At 42.5% G+C, this 15,665-nt stretch carries 13 protein-coding genes; 11 read left to right on the top strand and 2 right to left on the bottom strand.

The window, feature by feature from the left end:
* Positions 1-80 precede the first annotated feature (80 nt).
* A complete protein-coding gene (glnA, locus tag MKY87_RS03330) occupies positions 81-1,409 on the top strand; it encodes a type I glutamate--ammonia ligase (RefSeq protein WP_340962918.1) in 1,329 nt (442 codons plus the stop codon).
* Positions 1,410-1,995: 586 nt separating this feature from the next.
* Positions 1,996-3,297 carry an aldehyde dehydrogenase gene (locus MKY87_RS03325; protein WP_340962917.1) on the top strand — a complete coding sequence of 434 codons (1,302 nt, stop codon included), beginning with the start codon at positions 1,996-1,998 and terminating at the stop codon, positions 3,295-3,297.
* Positions 3,298-3,402: 105 nt separating this feature from the next.
* On the opposite strand, the gene lexA is transcribed toward MKY87_RS03325, so the two are convergent.
* The gene (gene lexA, locus MKY87_RS03320; protein ID WP_017688034.1) at positions 3,403-4,029 is read right to left on the bottom strand and encodes a transcriptional repressor LexA; all 627 of its coding nucleotides are present in this window, start codon (positions 4,027-4,029) and stop codon (positions 3,403-3,405) included.
* Positions 4,030-4,335: 306 nt separating this feature from the next.
* Between lexA and MKY87_RS03315 the strand changes: the two genes are divergently transcribed.
* From MKY87_RS03315 to MKY87_RS03280, 8 genes are all read left to right on the top strand, one after another.
* A complete protein-coding gene (locus MKY87_RS03315; RefSeq protein ID WP_091020706.1) occupies positions 4,336-4,713 on the top strand; it encodes a LysM peptidoglycan-binding domain-containing protein in 378 nt (125 codons plus the stop codon).
* A 95-nt stretch (positions 4,714-4,808) separates the two neighbouring features.
* Positions 4,809-5,018, top strand: a complete 210-nt coding sequence (locus MKY87_RS03310; protein WP_017688036.1) for a DUF896 domain-containing protein — start codon at positions 4,809-4,811, stop codon at positions 5,016-5,018.
* Positions 5,019-5,143: 125 nt separating this feature from the next.
* A complete protein-coding gene (locus MKY87_RS03305) occupies positions 5,144-5,653 on the top strand; it encodes a hypothetical protein (RefSeq protein ID WP_017688037.1) in 510 nt (169 codons plus the stop codon).
* 28 nt (positions 5,654-5,681) lie between these two features.
* Positions 5,682-6,473 carry an HAD family hydrolase gene (locus MKY87_RS03300; protein ID WP_091029314.1) on the top strand — a complete coding sequence of 264 codons (792 nt, stop codon included), beginning with the start codon at positions 5,682-5,684 and terminating at the stop codon, positions 6,471-6,473.
* A gap of 589 nt (positions 6,474-7,062) precedes the next feature.
* Positions 7,063-7,992: an ABC transporter permease gene (locus tag MKY87_RS03295; RefSeq protein WP_371129062.1), complete on the top strand. Its 930-nt coding sequence runs from the start codon at positions 7,063-7,065 to the stop codon at positions 7,990-7,992.
* 12 nt (positions 7,993-8,004) lie between these two features.
* Positions 8,005-8,877, top strand: coding sequence for a carbohydrate ABC transporter permease (locus MKY87_RS03290; RefSeq protein WP_036613592.1), 873 nt, complete (start codon positions 8,005-8,007; stop codon positions 8,875-8,877).
* 56 nt (positions 8,878-8,933) lie between these two features.
* Positions 8,934-10,568, top strand: a complete 1,635-nt coding sequence (locus MKY87_RS03285) for an ABC transporter substrate-binding protein (protein WP_340962915.1) — start codon at positions 8,934-8,936, stop codon at positions 10,566-10,568.
* 102 nt (positions 10,569-10,670) lie between these two features.
* Positions 10,671-11,345 carry a GntR family transcriptional regulator gene (locus MKY87_RS03280; protein ID WP_091020712.1) on the top strand — a complete coding sequence of 225 codons (675 nt, stop codon included), beginning with the start codon at positions 10,671-10,673 and terminating at the stop codon, positions 11,343-11,345.
* A 96-nt stretch (positions 11,346-11,441) separates the two neighbouring features.
* On the opposite strand, the gene MKY87_RS03275 is transcribed toward MKY87_RS03280, so the two are convergent.
* Positions 11,442-11,987, bottom strand: coding sequence for a cupin domain-containing protein (locus tag MKY87_RS03275; RefSeq protein WP_047843398.1), 546 nt, complete (start codon positions 11,985-11,987; stop codon positions 11,442-11,444).
* Positions 11,988-12,166: 179 nt separating this feature from the next.
* Here MKY87_RS03275 and metH point away from each other — a divergent pair, with 179 nt between their 5' ends.
* Complete coding sequence (gene metH / locus MKY87_RS03270; protein WP_340962914.1) at positions 12,167-15,607, top strand: methionine synthase; 3,441 nt, start codon at positions 12,167-12,169, stop codon at positions 15,605-15,607.
* The last annotated feature ends 58 nt before the right edge of the window (positions 15,608-15,665 follow it).

Here is a 15,665-nt window from a genome sequence, read left to right as displayed (position 1 = left end):
ACTCCTTGACCCGTGGAACTTTCTAATGTACAAATATAACAGGCAAGCCAAATACGCAGATAAGAAAGGGAGAGGTTATAGTGAGTTATACAAAAGAAGACATTCTCCGCATTTCGAAAGAAGAAAACGTACGATTCATTCGATTGCAATTTACTGATTTGCTTGGAGCTATCAAAAATGTTGAGATTCCTGTGAGTCAGTTGACTAAGGCTCTGGATAACAAAATGATGTTCGATGGATCTTCCATTGAAGGTTATGTACGTATTGAAGAGTCCGACATGTACCTCTATCCAGATCTAGATTCTTGGCTTATTTTCCCATGGGTTGCAGAGAACCGTGTTGCACGTCTGATTTGCGACGTATATCTTCCGGATGGTAATCCGTTCCCAGGAGATCCACGTGGCATCTTGAAACGAAACCTGCAGGAAGCCCAAGATATGGGATTCACTTCCTTTAACGTTGGTCCTGAACCCGAGTTCTTCTTGTTCAAAACAGACGAAAAAGGAAACCCAACTAACGAACTGAATGACCAAGGTGGTTATTTCGACCTTGCGCCTACGGATCTTGGTGAAAACTGTCGTCGTGACATCGTTATCACACTTGAAGAAATGGGCTTTGAGATCGAAGCTTCTCACCATGAGGTAGCTCCAGGTCAGCATGAGATCGACTTTAAATATGCTGATGCTCTGAAAGCAGCTGACCAGATCCAAACGTTCAAACTCGTTGTTAAAACGATTGCACGTCAGCATGGTTTACATGCTACATTCATGCCGAAACCGCTGTTTGGTATGAACGGATCCGGTATGCACTGTAACCAATCCTTGTTCAAAGGCAATGAGAACGCATTTGTTGATGAGTCGGACGAGTTGGGTCTGAGCAAAACTGCTCGTCACTTCATGGCTGGAACTCTGAAGCACGCACGTGCGTTTGCAGCAATTACTAACCCAACTGTGAACTCATACAAACGTCTTGTACCAGGTTATGAAGCGCCTTGTTATGTAGCATGGTCTGCTAGTAACCGTAGCCCAATGATTCGTATTCCAGCTTCCCGTGGTCTGAGTACACGTGTTGAGGTTCGTAACCCGGATCCGGCTGCTAACCCTTACCTGGCTTTGTCTGTTCTGTTGAAAGCAGGTCTGGACGGAATCAAACGTGAGCTTTCCTTACCAGCTCCAATTGACCGTAACATCTATATCATGTCAGAAGAAGAGCGTGTGGAAGAAGGCATTCCTAGCTTGCCAGCTGACCTGAAAGAAGCATTGAATGAATTGATCCGCAGCGAAGTCATCTGTGACGCTCTCGGCGACCACGCCTTGGCTCATTTCTATGAGCTGAAAGAAATTGAGTGGGATATGTATAGAACACAAGTCCACCAATGGGAACGCGATCAATATATTACGTTGTACTAATAGCTCAATCCCTTGGCGCTCTAGCGCTGAGGGGTTTTTCTTTTTGTGGGCAAGTACCTATATATTTAAAGAAAAATCAAAGTGCCCACAAAATCCCCCAAATGTCCCCTGAATTATTCTTCATCATCCCACATAATATTTCCGTCTGTAACCAAGCTTACATATAACTAACAAAATACATTCGTTTACCGATAGATAATCGTAAAACTCTCTTCTCATCATTGAAAGAGGAGTTTTTTTGTATGGTAACTAAACTCTCTATGAACTTTAACACTTCATGTTAGTAATAAAGCAAGATCATTTTCATCATTTATCTAGTAACCTATGAAAAAGAAACTGAAAATAAAATTCTTTCTACAGTGCATCAAACTGGCGGAGGCAAAAGATCTAAATCAAGCCTCCTTAGAAATTCTAATAGCCACGACATAGTAGCAAGTACTATCATTCATTCTTTCAAAATTCCAACCATCGTCCAATATATACAAATGGATGTTTCATTTGTATGTTGAAAGTTTCATATAGAAGAGGTATACTTTAATTAAATTTTGAGCAATTTAATTTTAAATAATTAATTGGAGATGTTAATATGGATCAAGCAAAACAACTAGTGACAGAACAACGTACATTTTTTTATACAGGACAAACTAAAAATATCGAGTATCGGATTAATGCGCTTCAACAGCTTAGAAAAGGAATTGAAAAGTATCAGCAACGGATTCAAGATGCACTTCGGGCAGATTTGAACAAATCAGAGGCGGAAGCTTACGGTTCAGAGATTCGTATTGTTTTGGGTGAACTGGATTTTGCATTAGAACACCTGCAGGAATGGGCTTCACCTAAACAAGTCCCAACCAATCCGGCTATGCCGGATGGGGTGAGCACCATTTACCCTGAACCATACGGAGTGGCGCTTATTATTGCACCTTGGAACTATCCTTTCCAATTGGCCTTCGGTCCACTGATTGGAGCAATTGCAGCCGGTAACTGTGCAGTTATCAAGCCTTCTGAATTAACACCAGCCGTATCTCGTCTAACGTATGATCTGATTCAGGAGATCTTCCCTCAGGAGTATATCGCCGTTATGGAAGGGGAAGTCGAGGCCAGCACAGCATTGTTGAAAGAGAAGTTTGATTATATTTTCTTCACAGGAAGCACAGGTGTTGGTCGCATTGTTATGAAGGCAGCTGCGGAGCACTTGACTCCTGTAACTCTTGAGTTGGGCGGTAAAAGTCCTGCTATTGTCCATAGTGATGCAGATCTGAAGCTGGTGGCTCAGCGTATTGTTCGTGGTAAGTTCCTGAATGCAGGGCAAACCTGCGTTGCTCCGGATTACTTGCTTGTGCATGAACAAGTTCATGATGAATTGATCAATCTGATTGGCGCAAAGATCAAAGATAAATTTGGAGATGATGTGTTACAGAACACTGATTTCCCGCATATTGTCAATGCTCGTAACTTTGATCGGTTATCGAAATTCCTCACAGATGGCAAAACGCTGATAGGTGGACGATCTGTACGTGAGCAGTTGCTGATTGAGCCAACTGTACTTGGAGATGTGAACTGGGAATCAGCTGTAATGCAAGAAGAGATCTTCGGTCCGATTCTTCCTGTATTTACGTACAGTGACTTGAACACTATGCTGGATGAGATTGTTCGTCGGCCAAAACCATTGGCGTTATATCTCTTCACACAGGATGAGCAACTGCAAGATCAGGTTCTGAATCAAGTATCCTTCGGTGGGGGATGTATTAATGACACACTTTCGCATATGACATCACACTATCTCCCGTTTGGTGGTGTAGGAGAGAGCGGTATGGGCTCATATCACGGGCAACAGAGCTTTGATGTGTTCTCGCATCACAAGAGTGTTCTGAAACGCAGTGAATAATGAGCCGCTAAAATAACATAAACATGAAAAAAAGAGGTTGTCCTGTTCATCAGGACAACCTCTTTCGTATTTCATTACATCTAGTTTTGTTGCTCATGTTAAATATTAATGAATATCTCGGAAAAGGCCAATGACTTTACCCAGAATACTAACGTGTTTCAAACGTAAAGGTTCGAAGGTCGCATTCTCCGGTTGAAGGCGAATGTGATCTTTCTCTTTATAGAACGTTTTCACTGTAGCTTCATCGTCTTCAGTCATTGCAACAACGATATCACCGTTATCAGCAGTTTGCTGTTGACGGACAATAACGTAATCTCCGTTAACGATTCCAGCTTCCACCATACTATCTCCGACTACCGAAAGCATAAACACTTTCTGTTCGCCTACATAATGTGTCGGAAGAGGGAAATAGTCTTCAATGTTCTCGGTTGCAGTGATTGGAACCCCGGCTGTAACCTTACCAACGACAGGAATACGTGCAACGCTATGAGCAAATTGATGAGAATGCTCAGATTCTTCCTGGCTCAAAAGCTCAATGGCTCTTGGCTTGGTAGGGTCGCGTCGGATCAAACCTTTTTTCTCCAAACGATCCAAATGTCCATGTACTGTTGAGCTGGAAGCCAGTCCAACAGCTTCACCAATTTCCCGTACGGAAGGAGGATACCCCTTCAACCGGACTTCATTTCGTATAAACTCCAGAATAGCCTGCTGCCTGCTGGATATCTTCGACATACCGTATCAACCCCATTTTAGTAACGTTTGGGAAAATTATAACATAGAACCTCCGTTCGTACAAACATAAGTTCTAAATAAAATGGCATTAAATCAGTATTTTTTAACTTTTAGAACCGAATTTGTCCAAAAGGCAGAGCATAATACTGCAAATACTTTGCAAATGCTTTGCAAAAGAACTTCATTAAGATATTTCTCCTTCAAAAAAGAAGCGAACAATTGTTCTAAAAATATATTGAACAAAACAAGTGTTCGTGTTATATTGATTTCAACAGATAGGAACAAACGTTTGGAGGCGGGTATTTAATGAGATATTCTACTTATCAAAGCATTTATGAACCAATGAATTCGGAACTGGTGAAGTCTAACATAGGGAACTACAAGAAGGTTTTAGCACGTTTCAAGATTTCTTCATGGATGTTAAAGGTAGCCATTACTTCTTTGATTATATTTATTGGATGCAGCACTGTTTTAACTGTATTTGCTGGCAATGAGAATGATGTTCTACCTGGAGGAAAGATAGCCGTTTCACAAGGGGAAACATTATGGAGTATTTCTTTGGAACATAAACCGACGAATATGGATACACGTATTTATATAGAAGCAATTAAGAAAGTGAATCAACTTCATACAACTTCCATCCAAGTGGGACAAGTACTAGCTCTACCGCAATTTGCAGAATAAAATGCACATCAATGAGTGTTAACGCGTGTCAGCTTGACAAGCTGCCTTTATCATGGCAAAGTTAATATGACTTTGTATTTTTGGAGGGGACAAGCTTGGATATAGATAGTCTGGTAGCACGCATTAACGAATTGGCTCGTAAGCAAAAGTCCACTGGATTGTCGGAGGAAGAACTTGCTGAACGTGCCGAGCTAAGAGAGATTTATTTGAGTAATATTCGCAGCAATTTCAGACAACAACTGGATACCATTGAGATTGTTGATGATGAGAATGACAAAGGCCACCAAGGCAAACTCAAACACTAACGAAACCTAATGATATCATTATGATATTTAGGTTTCTTCCTGTTATTTTGAGTGTGCAATTTATAGGGGGAAATGTTGGTTTGCAATTATGTAAGCCGATACAAAGACACATAAGGGGGATTCTCATGTCGCGTTCGTTCGAGAGAACGGTTAAGAAAAATTCCAAGCAGTTAAATCAGCAACGCAAAAAAAGTGGTCAACCAATCACAGGTACACCAGGTGAAGAAGTCTTTAAGGGACGCAGTTTGTTGTTCCCAATATTTTTGATTGGTCTCGCCTTTTTGTATCTGTTTATGAGCACGTTCCTTGTGCAAGCTCCAATGACAACTTGGGACTGGGTGACCATGCTGCTTTATGTATTTTTGGCAGTCATCTTCATGCTTCGTCGTCCATACATCAAGATTAGCAGTAATCGGATTATAACGACGAAGGGTAATCGTGAACGTTCAATCGGGGTTGACGATATTGTCAAATTCAGAATTGAACCAGGTACAGTTGTTATCGAACATAACAGTCGCGGGAAAAGATGGGTGTTTACCAAGTTATTGAACCGTTACGATACAGATGCGATTGCAGAACGTTTGCTGAAGTTTGCAAAAGCACACCAGATCACCGTGGAAACCGTCGAAAAGTAATTATTGCATAAAGGGGTAGATGATCGGAATGGCATTAAAAGCGATTTTGTTCGACCTAGATGATACTTTATTATGGGATGAGCGTAGTGTTCGAGAAGCTTTTCATGAGACTTGTCTAATCGCAGCGAAAGAGACTGGGGTCAAACCAGAAGAACTTGAAGAAGCTGTTCGTAATGAGGCACGTGGACTGTATGAATCATATGAAACCTTTCCTTTTACCAAAATGATTGGAATCAATCCGTTTGAAGGCCTTTGGGCTAACTTTACTGGTGGGGATCAACCTGAGTTCCGTCAGTTGGAACAGCTTGCTCCAGTTTACCGTAAAGAATCCTGGCGTCGTGGCTTGTTGAAGTTGGGTATAGATCGGGAAGATCTTGCTGAACAACTGGCCGCACAGTTTGGAGTAGAACGGAGATCCAGACCACATGTATACGAAGAAACGATGGATACCTTGCGCCAGTTACAAGGAAAGTACAAACTTTTGTTGTTAACGAACGGTTGTCCTGCTTTGCAACAAGAGAAGTTGGATGGTGTACCTGAATTGACTCCTTTCTTTGATGAGATTATTATCTCGGGTAACTTCGGAAAAGGAAAACCAGATCCGTCGATATTTGAACATGCTTTGAATAAACTGGGTGTTAAACCCGAAGAGAGCATGATGGTTGGAGACAAGTTAACGACTGATATTCGTGGTGCTTTATCATCTGGTATCCAATCCGTATGGATTAACCGTGAGCATAAGACCAACAATGAAACGTATGCGCCAGACCATGAAATAACGCATTTATCGGAATTAAATCAGCTTATTGCTAATTTCTAAGCAGATCAGCTATAACATCTTTCCTCAGCACCCTGAAACATTGGAAGCTTCAATGAACGATGATGTCGTTCTTGAAGTTACCAATGTTTTTTTATTTGAGCTTGTTGACTGAATTACCTTGTTAAAAGAGATCTCCATTTTTTTTACTAAAAGTTATTGAAATTAGGGGGAAGCTGGATTAGAATATAACTAACATACTAGTATGACTAGTATTTAGATTGTCCTAAAGGAATTTCTTTTTGACTTACTTCATTAAAATGGAAGCAGGGAGTTATTGCTAATTATTTTATATTGATTGTAAGCGCTTAATATTTTGAAAAAGCTTCTTTTGATTTGGAGATCACACCACTTAGTAAGTGCTAATTAATGATGTGAAGCACCTTGGATTGTGTGATTCTACATAATACATCAAATTGATATCGCTTACATTTGGTAATTGTCTATTTCGTAGTGGGGGTGAAGTTGAAGGATTGGTTGTCTTCTACAAGAGGAGAAACGATGGGAGTTGTACATGAATTACTCTTACTTATCAAGTCCTGGATCGGAGTGAAAACACATGGAGTCGGAAACCGCTAAAACAACGTTAACCATGACATCTTTACGTAAAGAGAGCAGATTACGAACGGCAGCAACATTGTTCCGCAAAGACTGGCAGTTGTATTCACTATTAATCCTTCCCATCATCTATCTACTTATCTTTAAATATGGGCCGATGATAGGTAATGTGATTGCGTTCAGACGTTTTGTTCCAGGGGGAAGTATATTTGGAGAAACGTGGGTTGGATTAAGATACTTCAAAATGTTCATTGAGGACCCTACCTTCTGGAGAGTATTTGGTAATACGCTGATGTTAGGCGGACTTGCGTTGCTCTTTACATTCCCGGTTCCAATCATTTTTGCCTTGATGCTTAACGAAGTGAAGAGTAAACGATTCAAAAAGTTTGTACAAACCGCGTCTTATCTGCCTCATTTTCTGTCCATCGTTATCGTTGCGGGTATGATCCTGCAGCTGACAGCAGTGAATGGTTCCATTAATGGACTGGTGGCTTTCTTCACCGGAGATAATATTCCTTTTATGCAGCGGGCTGAGTGGTTCAGAACAATCTATATCACTTCTGAGGTATGGCAGGGTATGGGTTGGGGAGCGATTCTGTATCTGGCTGCACTGACAACCATTGATGATTCTTTGTATGAAGCTGCGCGTATTGATGGTGCCAATCGATGGAAGCAAACGATTCATGTAACGATACCAGGGATCTTGCCCACGATTGTGACGTTATTGATTTTGAACATGGGTAATTTCCTGGCTGTTGGATTTGAAAAAATCTTACTCTTGTACAATCCGCTGATCTACGAGACATCTGATGTGATCTCCACTTACCTGTATCGGGTCGGACTGGAATCCAGTAACTTCAGTTATGCTACCGCAATTGGCTTGTTCGAATCGCTGATCGGTCTGATTCTGGTGTTCTCCGTAAATGCCATCTCACGCAGACTGACACAAAGAAGCTTATGGTAAAGGAGGAGCATCATGCAGGAATCCAGATCTTACAAGGTATTTAAAGTATTCAATGTTATCTTTCTACTGTTCGTGGTATTTATAACGCTCTATCCATTTTTAAATGTCGTGGCACAATCCTTCAGCAGTGAGTCCTATATTAATTCGGGTAAGGTTAGTTTGTTCCCAAGAGGATTCAATGTGGAGACATACAAAACCATCTCACGTGACAGCATGTTCTGGACGAATTATAAAAATACGATTATCTACACTGTAGTAGGTACGTTAATCTCAATGTTCATGACGACCATTTTCGCATATGCCCTATCCAAAAAGAGGTTGATGGGTCGCAAGTTTCTGACGATGTTTGCCGTATTCACCATGTTCTTCAGTGGTGGATTGATTCCAAACTATGTGTTGATTAATTCCCTTGGGTTCAACAACACCATGTGGGCACTTGTTGTTCCTGGCGCAATTAGCATATACAACATGCTGATCATGAAGTCATTTTTTGAAAATATGCCTGAAGAACTGGAGGAAGCTGCCTCCATTGACGGTTTGAACACATACGGGATTTTGTTACGCATTATATTGCCGCTTAGTAAAGCAGTTATGGCAACCATGGTGCTGTTCTACGCAGTAGGTCATTGGAATTCCTGGTTCCCAGCCTTTCTGTATTTGGACAAAAAAGAACTGTTCCCGGTCACCATTTATTTGCGCAATATGATTGCAGGAGCGACAAGCGGGGCGTCTGCCGGTGCAACCTCAGCTGATAACCTGACACAGATTGCTGCCAATATTAAGTCAGTAACGATGGTATTAACCATCTTGCCGATACTCACCATCTATCCATTTGTCCAAAGATACTTTGTAACCGGTATCATGTTAGGGTCTGTTAAACAGTAATACGTAGCAGTTCTATGGCAAAGTCAACCTAAACCAAATTCAGGGGGATAACCTAAATGAATCAAAAGCCACGTAAGTTTGTTGGTAAAATGGTGTTGGCATCAATGATGACCGTTGTTCTGGCAGCATGTAGCAGCGGTACCGGAGCTGGAGGTGACGTCACAGAAGTTCAAACCAAGGCAGCGATGGAGACGTACAATGTAGGGGATACATTCAAGGCGACTGAGCCATTTAATCTCTCCATACTATATAGTGATCAACCTAGTTATCCGTATAAAAAAGACTGGTTACTTTTTAATAAAATTACCGAACTGACGGGTGTTACGCTTGAGCCAACGATTGTACCGATGAGTGATTACCCTCAGAAGAGATCTCTGTTGATTAGCTCCGGTGATGCACCTCTGGTTATTCCTAAAACGTACCCTGGTGAAGAGTCTGCATTTGTGTCCTCCGGTGCGATTTTGCCAATTAGCGATTATATCGATTTGATGCCGAACTTCAAGGATAAAGTGGAAAAATGGGGTTTGGAAGATGAACTTGAAGGACTTCGACAGGAAGATGGGAAGTACTATGTACTCCCGGGTCTGCATGAAGAAGTATGGCCAGATTACACACTACTCGTAAGAACGGATGTTTTTGAAGAAAATAACATCTCGATTCCAACCACATGGGACGAATTGTATGATGCAGCCAAAAAACTAAAAGAGATTTACCCGGATTCCATTCCGTTTTCGGACCGATTCCAATTTAATAGTACGTTGAACATCGCTGCTACTGGCTTTGGTACCAAGGCTGGATGGGGTTTTGGTAACGGATTGACGTATAAGGAAGATCAGGATGAATTTGTGTACACGGCTACAACACCAGAATATAAAGAGATGCTAACGTATTTTAACAAGTTGGTATCCGAAGGGCTGCTCGACAAGGAGAGCTTTACACAGGATGATGATCAGGCTGTACAGAAATTTGTATCCGGCAAATCATTCATGATTAATGGTAATTCCCAAACGGTGGTGCTGCACCGAAATGATATGAACAAAACGCTGGGAGAAGGTAAATACTCAGTTGCAAAGATTACAGTACCTGGTGGACCAAAAGGGCAATTAATGTCCGGCTCCAGACTTGAAAACGGTGTTATGATCTCCGGGAAAATTCAAAAAAGCGAAAACTTCAAAGCTATTATGCAATTTATTGATTGGTTATACTACAGCGATGAGGGTCAAGAGTTTGCCAAATGGGGCGTTGAAGGCGAAACATTTACCAAAGAGGGCGGAAAACGTAAATTGGTAGAAGACGTGAACTACAATGGCTTGAATCCGAAAGGAACGAAAGACTTGCGTATTGACTATGGATTCTCTGGTGGTGTATTTGCCTACGGGGGTACCACAGATCTGCTGCAATCGATGTTTAGTGAAGAAGAGTTGAAATTCCAGCAAGACATGAAGGATACCAAGGAAGTGATCCCGGCAGAACCACCGATTCCTTACTCTTCAGAGGACCGTGAACGGGTGACACTTCTGAGTACACCACTGAAAGACTATTCGGATCAAAATACACTTAAATTTATTTTGGGTGAGCGGAACTTGTCTGAATTCGATACATTTGCCAAAGAGCTGGAGAGTCAAGGTTTATCTAATTATCTGAAGCTGGCAAATGATACGTACAAAACCTACAAAGAAAACAAGCAATAATATAGTTGATGTTGGCCAGATTACCGTTTCACACCGATATATAAGTGGAACGGTAATTTGTGCTAAGATGAATGAATACGGCTGATAGAAAGAGGTCTATGCATGTCACTTAATCAAAAAATTAGAGGCTCGACCCGGGCATATTCATATAACCTGTTAAAAGAACGAATTCTTCACCTGGAACTTAAGCCGGGTACCAAGATTTCAGAGAAAGAGATTGCAGATGAACTGCAGGTGAGCAGAACACCCGTTAGAGAAGCATTCATGAAGCTTGCTGAAGAAGAACTGCTGGACATTATTCCCCAGAGTGGAACGATCGTCTCTCATATTAATCTGGAGCATGTGGAAGAAGGCAGGTTTATGCGGGAGAAGATGGAGAAGGAAATCGTGACTTTGGCTTGTGTTTCTTTTCCTGAAGAGTTCAGATTTCGACTTGAAACCAACATTGCAATGCAGGAAGTCTGTATAGGAAAAAACAATTTCTATCGGCTTTTTGAACTGGATGAAGAGTTTCATCAGATTTTGTTCCAGGGCACGGGTAAGCTGAGAACATGGAAAATGTTGCAACAACTGAATATTCCGTTTAATCGGTTGCGTTTATTACGTCTTGCGGAGGACTCCAACCTGGAGGTCATTATTTCCCAGCACAAAGAGATTTATCGGCTTATCACAGAGCGGCAGACTGAGCAAGCTGTTCAGGTGATGGAAGCTCATCTTAGACTAGTTGTTATTGAACAGGAATCGATTAAGGCGAAATACCCGCATTATTTTATATAATGCAACGATGCTGTATAATACTCTCCATATGCATATGCGAAAACCCCTGTTCAATTGAACAGGGGTTTTGGTTAAGCAAGTTGTAACACGAGAGTGTTAGGCTTGTTTGATAAAAGTAGGATCAGGGTATGGATCTGCAATCCAGCCATCTTTTTCGATGAACAGACGTACAGCAATAATTTGTTTATTCTCCATTAAAGTGAAGAAGTGCGGTGTATTTTCAGGTACAGAGATAACGTCTCCTGGAGACAATTCTACATTAAAGTAGCCTACATCGTCTGTAGCTTTGATAACAAAGATTCCTTTACCAGCGACAATTGCACGAATCTCATCTTCAGCGTGGGTGTGGATCTCTTCGAACTTGGCCAGCTTTTCTTCGATATCTGGTGTTTGTTCGGACAGCGTGATGACATCCCAGATCTGGTATCCACGACGTGCAGCCAAATCTCTGATTTCATAATCGTAAGTTTCCAAAACCTCGGTTTTCTGTTCATCAGTTAATCCAAAGTTATTTTGCAGATCAGTGTTCAGTTTGGATGCGTCCCACTTCTCATATAATACTTCGTATTTGTTCAAGAAATTTCGAACATTTTCGTCACCAGTGATGCGTTCGTTCGTATTTCGGATAACAATTTCAGCCATGTTCTTTCCCTCTTTTCCACTTGGTTTAATTGAATTATATCGGATTGCTCTGTTTTTGTCGATTCTCAAATTCCGTTCATATTCGTGCAAACCCGCCATCTTTCGGGACCAAACCCGATCTTTCACATTAAGTTAGTTTCTGTTAAACTAAGATTTAACGTTTTGCGGGGGTGAAGATATTGGATAAGATTAGTCTACACGATGCATTAAAACAACGAATATTAATCCTCGACGGTGCAATGGGGACCATGATTCAACAAGTTGATCTGACTGGCGAAGATTTTGGCGGCGAAGATTTGGATGGATGTAATGAAATGTTAGTGCTTACTCGTCCAGAGCTGATCCAGCGCATTCATGAAGAATATCTGGAGGCTGGCGCTGATTTAATTGAAACCAATACATTTGGTGCCACATCCGTCGTGCTTGCTGAATACGATATTCAGGATCGGGCACGTGAGATCAACCTGGAAGCAGCCAGAATTGCGAAAGCTGCGGTTGATCGTTTCTCCACACCTGAATCTCCACGTTATGTGGTAGGTGCGATGGGACCAACAACCAAAACACTGTCTGTAACTGGGGGAGTAACGTTCCAGGAACTTATCGACAGTTATTTGGAGCAAGCGCTTGCTTTAATAGAGGGAGGCGTTGATGCGCTACTACTCGAAACCTCACAGGATACCCTCAATGTAAAAGCAGGCAGCATTGGAATTCAGCAGGCCTTCGAACAGAGTGGCGTTACACTGCCCCTGATGATATCAGGAACGATAGAACCGATGGGTACGACCCTTGCGGGTCAGAACATCGAATCCTTTTATATATCCTTAGAACACCTTAACCCAATTTCGGTAGGACTAAACTGTGCTACGGGTCCAGAGTTCATGCGTGATCACATTCGTTCACTGTCCGGAATGGCATCGGTTGCCGTTAGTTGTTACCCGAACGCAGGGCTTCCGGATGAGAACGGTAATTACCATGAGTCACCAGACTCGCTTGCTCAGAAGATTGGTGCTTTTGCCGAACAGGGCTGGTTGAATATTGCTGGTGGATGTTGCGGGACAACCCCTGCACATATTCGGGCGATGCGCGATAAACTTGCCCAGTACCCCCCAAGAGAAATGAACGGAACACATCCACCTGCATTGTCTGGTATAGAACCAATCTACATTGAACAGGACAATCGTCCATACATGGTTGGTGAGCGTACGAATGTGCTGGGATCACGGAAATTCAAACGACTCATTGTAGAAGGCAAATATGAAGAAGCTTCGGAAATTGCTCGTGCTCAAGTGAAAAATGGAGCGCACATTGTTGACGTGTGTGTACAAGATCCGGACCGTGAAGAGTCTGAAGACATGGTGAAGTTCCTTGAACTGGTTGTGAAAAAAGTTAAGGTTCCTCTCATGATTGATACGACGGATGCTTCAGTAATTGATCTGGCCCTTCAGTACTCACAAGGTAAAGCGATAATTAACTCCATTAACCTTGAGGATGGCGAAGAGAAATTTGAGCTGATTACGCCGTTGCTTCATAAATATGGTGGTGCGGTTGTTGTCGGAACGATTGACGAACGAGGTCAGGCGATTAGTCGGGAAGACAAGCTTGACGTAGCCAAGCGCTCTTACGATTTGCTAGTGAACAAATATGGACTCAAACCAGAAGACCTGATTTTTGATACGTTGGTGTTCCCGGTTGGTACCGGAGATGAACAGTACATCGGTTCAGCCAAAGAAACCATTGAAGGTATAAGAGTTATTAAGGAAGCGATGCCTGAATGTCATACGATACTCGGTATCAGTAACATTTCATTCGGACTGCCTGAAGCAGGTCGTGAAGTGCTGAACTCTGTGTTCTTGTATGAATGTACCAAAGCAGGTCTCGACTATGCCATCGTGAACACAGAGAAACTGGAGCGTTATGCGTCCATTCCAGAAGAAGAGCGCAGGCTCTCGGAAGAGCTTTTATATAACACGAATGATGACACACTGGCGGCGTTCGTAGCGGCGTTCCGTAACAAAAAGGTTGAGAAGAAGGAAAAAATCTCGAACCTTTCATTAGAAGAGCGTCTCGCTTCATATGTAGTAGAAGGAAGTAAAGAAGGATTGCTGCCAGATCTCGAACAGGCACTTGCCAAATACACAGCACTTCAAGTGATTAACGGTCCACTGATGCGGGGTATGGAGGAAGTAGGTCGTCTCTTTAACAACAATGAGTTAATTGTAGCTGAGGTGTTGCAGAGTGCGGAGGTTATGAAGGCTTCTGTAGCATATCTGGAGCAATTCATGGAGAAGAACGAGACTTCGGTTAAAGGCAAGATCATTCTGGCCACGGTCAAGGGCGATGTGCATGACATCGGTAAAAACTTGGTTGAGATCATCCTGTCCAATAACGGTTACCGGATCATTAATTTGGGTATAAAAGTACCACCAGAACGTATCATTGAGGCATACCGAGAAGAAAAAGTCGATGCGATCGGTCTCTCGGGTCTATTGGTAAAATCAGCGCAGCAGATGATTCTTACCGCTCAGGATTTGCGAACAGCAGGTATTGATGTGCCTATTATGGTTGGCGGAGCGGCGCTAACACGTAAATTCACCAAAAATCGTATCCGTCCTGAATATAACGGAATGGTTGTATATGCGAAAGATGCGATGGATGGTCTGGATCTGGCGAACAAATTGATGAATCCCGTTACACGTGAAGTGATGCAACTGGAGATGGAAGCAGAAAAAGAAGCTGATGCTTCAGGTGCTGTAGCTGTTCAGGCTCTTCCAGAGCTTACGCGAGTGGAGCGTTCGGATATTGCTGTAGATAATCCGGTTCTTGTACCGCCTGATCTGGAGCGGCATACGATGCGTAACTATCCTTTATCACATATCCTGCCATACGTGAACATGCAGATGTTGCTTGGACATCATCTGGGGTTGCGCGGTTCAGTAGAACAACTGCTTGCTTCAGGTGATAAGAAGGCTACCGACCTGAAAGCAGTCGTGGATGATATTATGCAAGAAGCTGTTCGTGACGGGATTATTCAGGCGCATGCCATGTATCGTTTCTTCCCGGCTCAGTCCAGTGGTAACAGCGTCATTATCTATGATCCAAAGGACACCAGTAATATTTTGCATACATTTACGTTCCCACGTCAAAAAGTCGAGCCGTTCCTGTGCCTGTCCGACTTCCTGAAACCTGTTGAATCCGGTCAGATGGATTACGTTGGTTTCATGGTTGTTACGGCCGGACACGGTGTGCGTGAACTATCCACTGCGTGGAAAGATCAAGGGGATTACCTTCGCTCGCATGCTCTGCAATCCGTAGCGCTTGAAGTAGCAGAGGGATTAGCTGAACGTGTGCATCATATGATGAGAGATATTTGGGGATTCCCGGATTCTGCCCAGATGACCATGAAGCAACGTCACGGTGCACGTTATCAAGGGATCAGAGTATCTTTTGGATATCCGGCTTGTCCGGATCTGGAAGACCAAGGGCCGTTGTTCAAGTTACTACAGCCTGAGGATATCGGTGTGGAATTGACGGAAGGTTTCATGATGGAACCTGAAGCTTCCGTATCAGCTATGGTATTCAGCCATCCGCAAGCTAAGTATTTTAATGTAGAGAAGGCATAAATTCAGTAGAGTGTCAGGCAAAGCCCTCCGCATTGTCGGAGGTTTTTTGCTGGCAACA

Origin of the sequence: Paenibacillus sp. FSL R7-0198 (assembly GCF_038000415.1) — a bacterium.
Taxonomy (GTDB): Bacteria; Bacillota; Bacilli; order Paenibacillales; family Paenibacillaceae; genus Paenibacillus.
The sequence above is the reverse complement of the archived record's forward strand: the minus strand, read 5'-3'. Positions and strand labels throughout refer to the sequence as shown.

Coding starts and splice junctions, on each gene's coding strand:
- MKY87_RS03325 (WP_340962917.1), top strand. CDS start 1,996: ATGGATCAAGCAAAACAACTAGTGACAGAACAACGTACATTTTTTTAT.
- lexA (WP_017688034.1), bottom strand. CDS start 4,029: ATGTCGAAGATATCCAGCAGGCAGCAGGCTATTCTGGAGTTTATACGA.
- MKY87_RS03315 (WP_091020706.1), top strand. CDS start 4,336: ATGAGATATTCTACTTATCAAAGCATTTATGAACCAATGAATTCGGAA.
- MKY87_RS03305 (WP_017688037.1), top strand. CDS start 5,144: ATGTCGCGTTCGTTCGAGAGAACGGTTAAGAAAAATTCCAAGCAGTTA.
- MKY87_RS03300 (WP_091029314.1), top strand. CDS start 5,682: ATGGCATTAAAAGCGATTTTGTTCGACCTAGATGATACTTTATTATGG.
- MKY87_RS03295 (WP_371129062.1), top strand. CDS start 7,063: ATGACATCTTTACGTAAAGAGAGCAGATTACGAACGGCAGCAACATTG.
- MKY87_RS03290 (WP_036613592.1), top strand. CDS start 8,005: ATGCAGGAATCCAGATCTTACAAGGTATTTAAAGTATTCAATGTTATC.
- MKY87_RS03285 (WP_340962915.1), top strand. CDS start 8,934: ATGAATCAAAAGCCACGTAAGTTTGTTGGTAAAATGGTGTTGGCATCA.
- MKY87_RS03280 (WP_091020712.1), top strand. CDS start 10,671: ATGTCACTTAATCAAAAAATTAGAGGCTCGACCCGGGCATATTCATAT.
- MKY87_RS03275 (WP_047843398.1), bottom strand. CDS start 11,987: ATGGCTGAAATTGTTATCCGAAATACGAACGAACGCATCACTGGTGAC.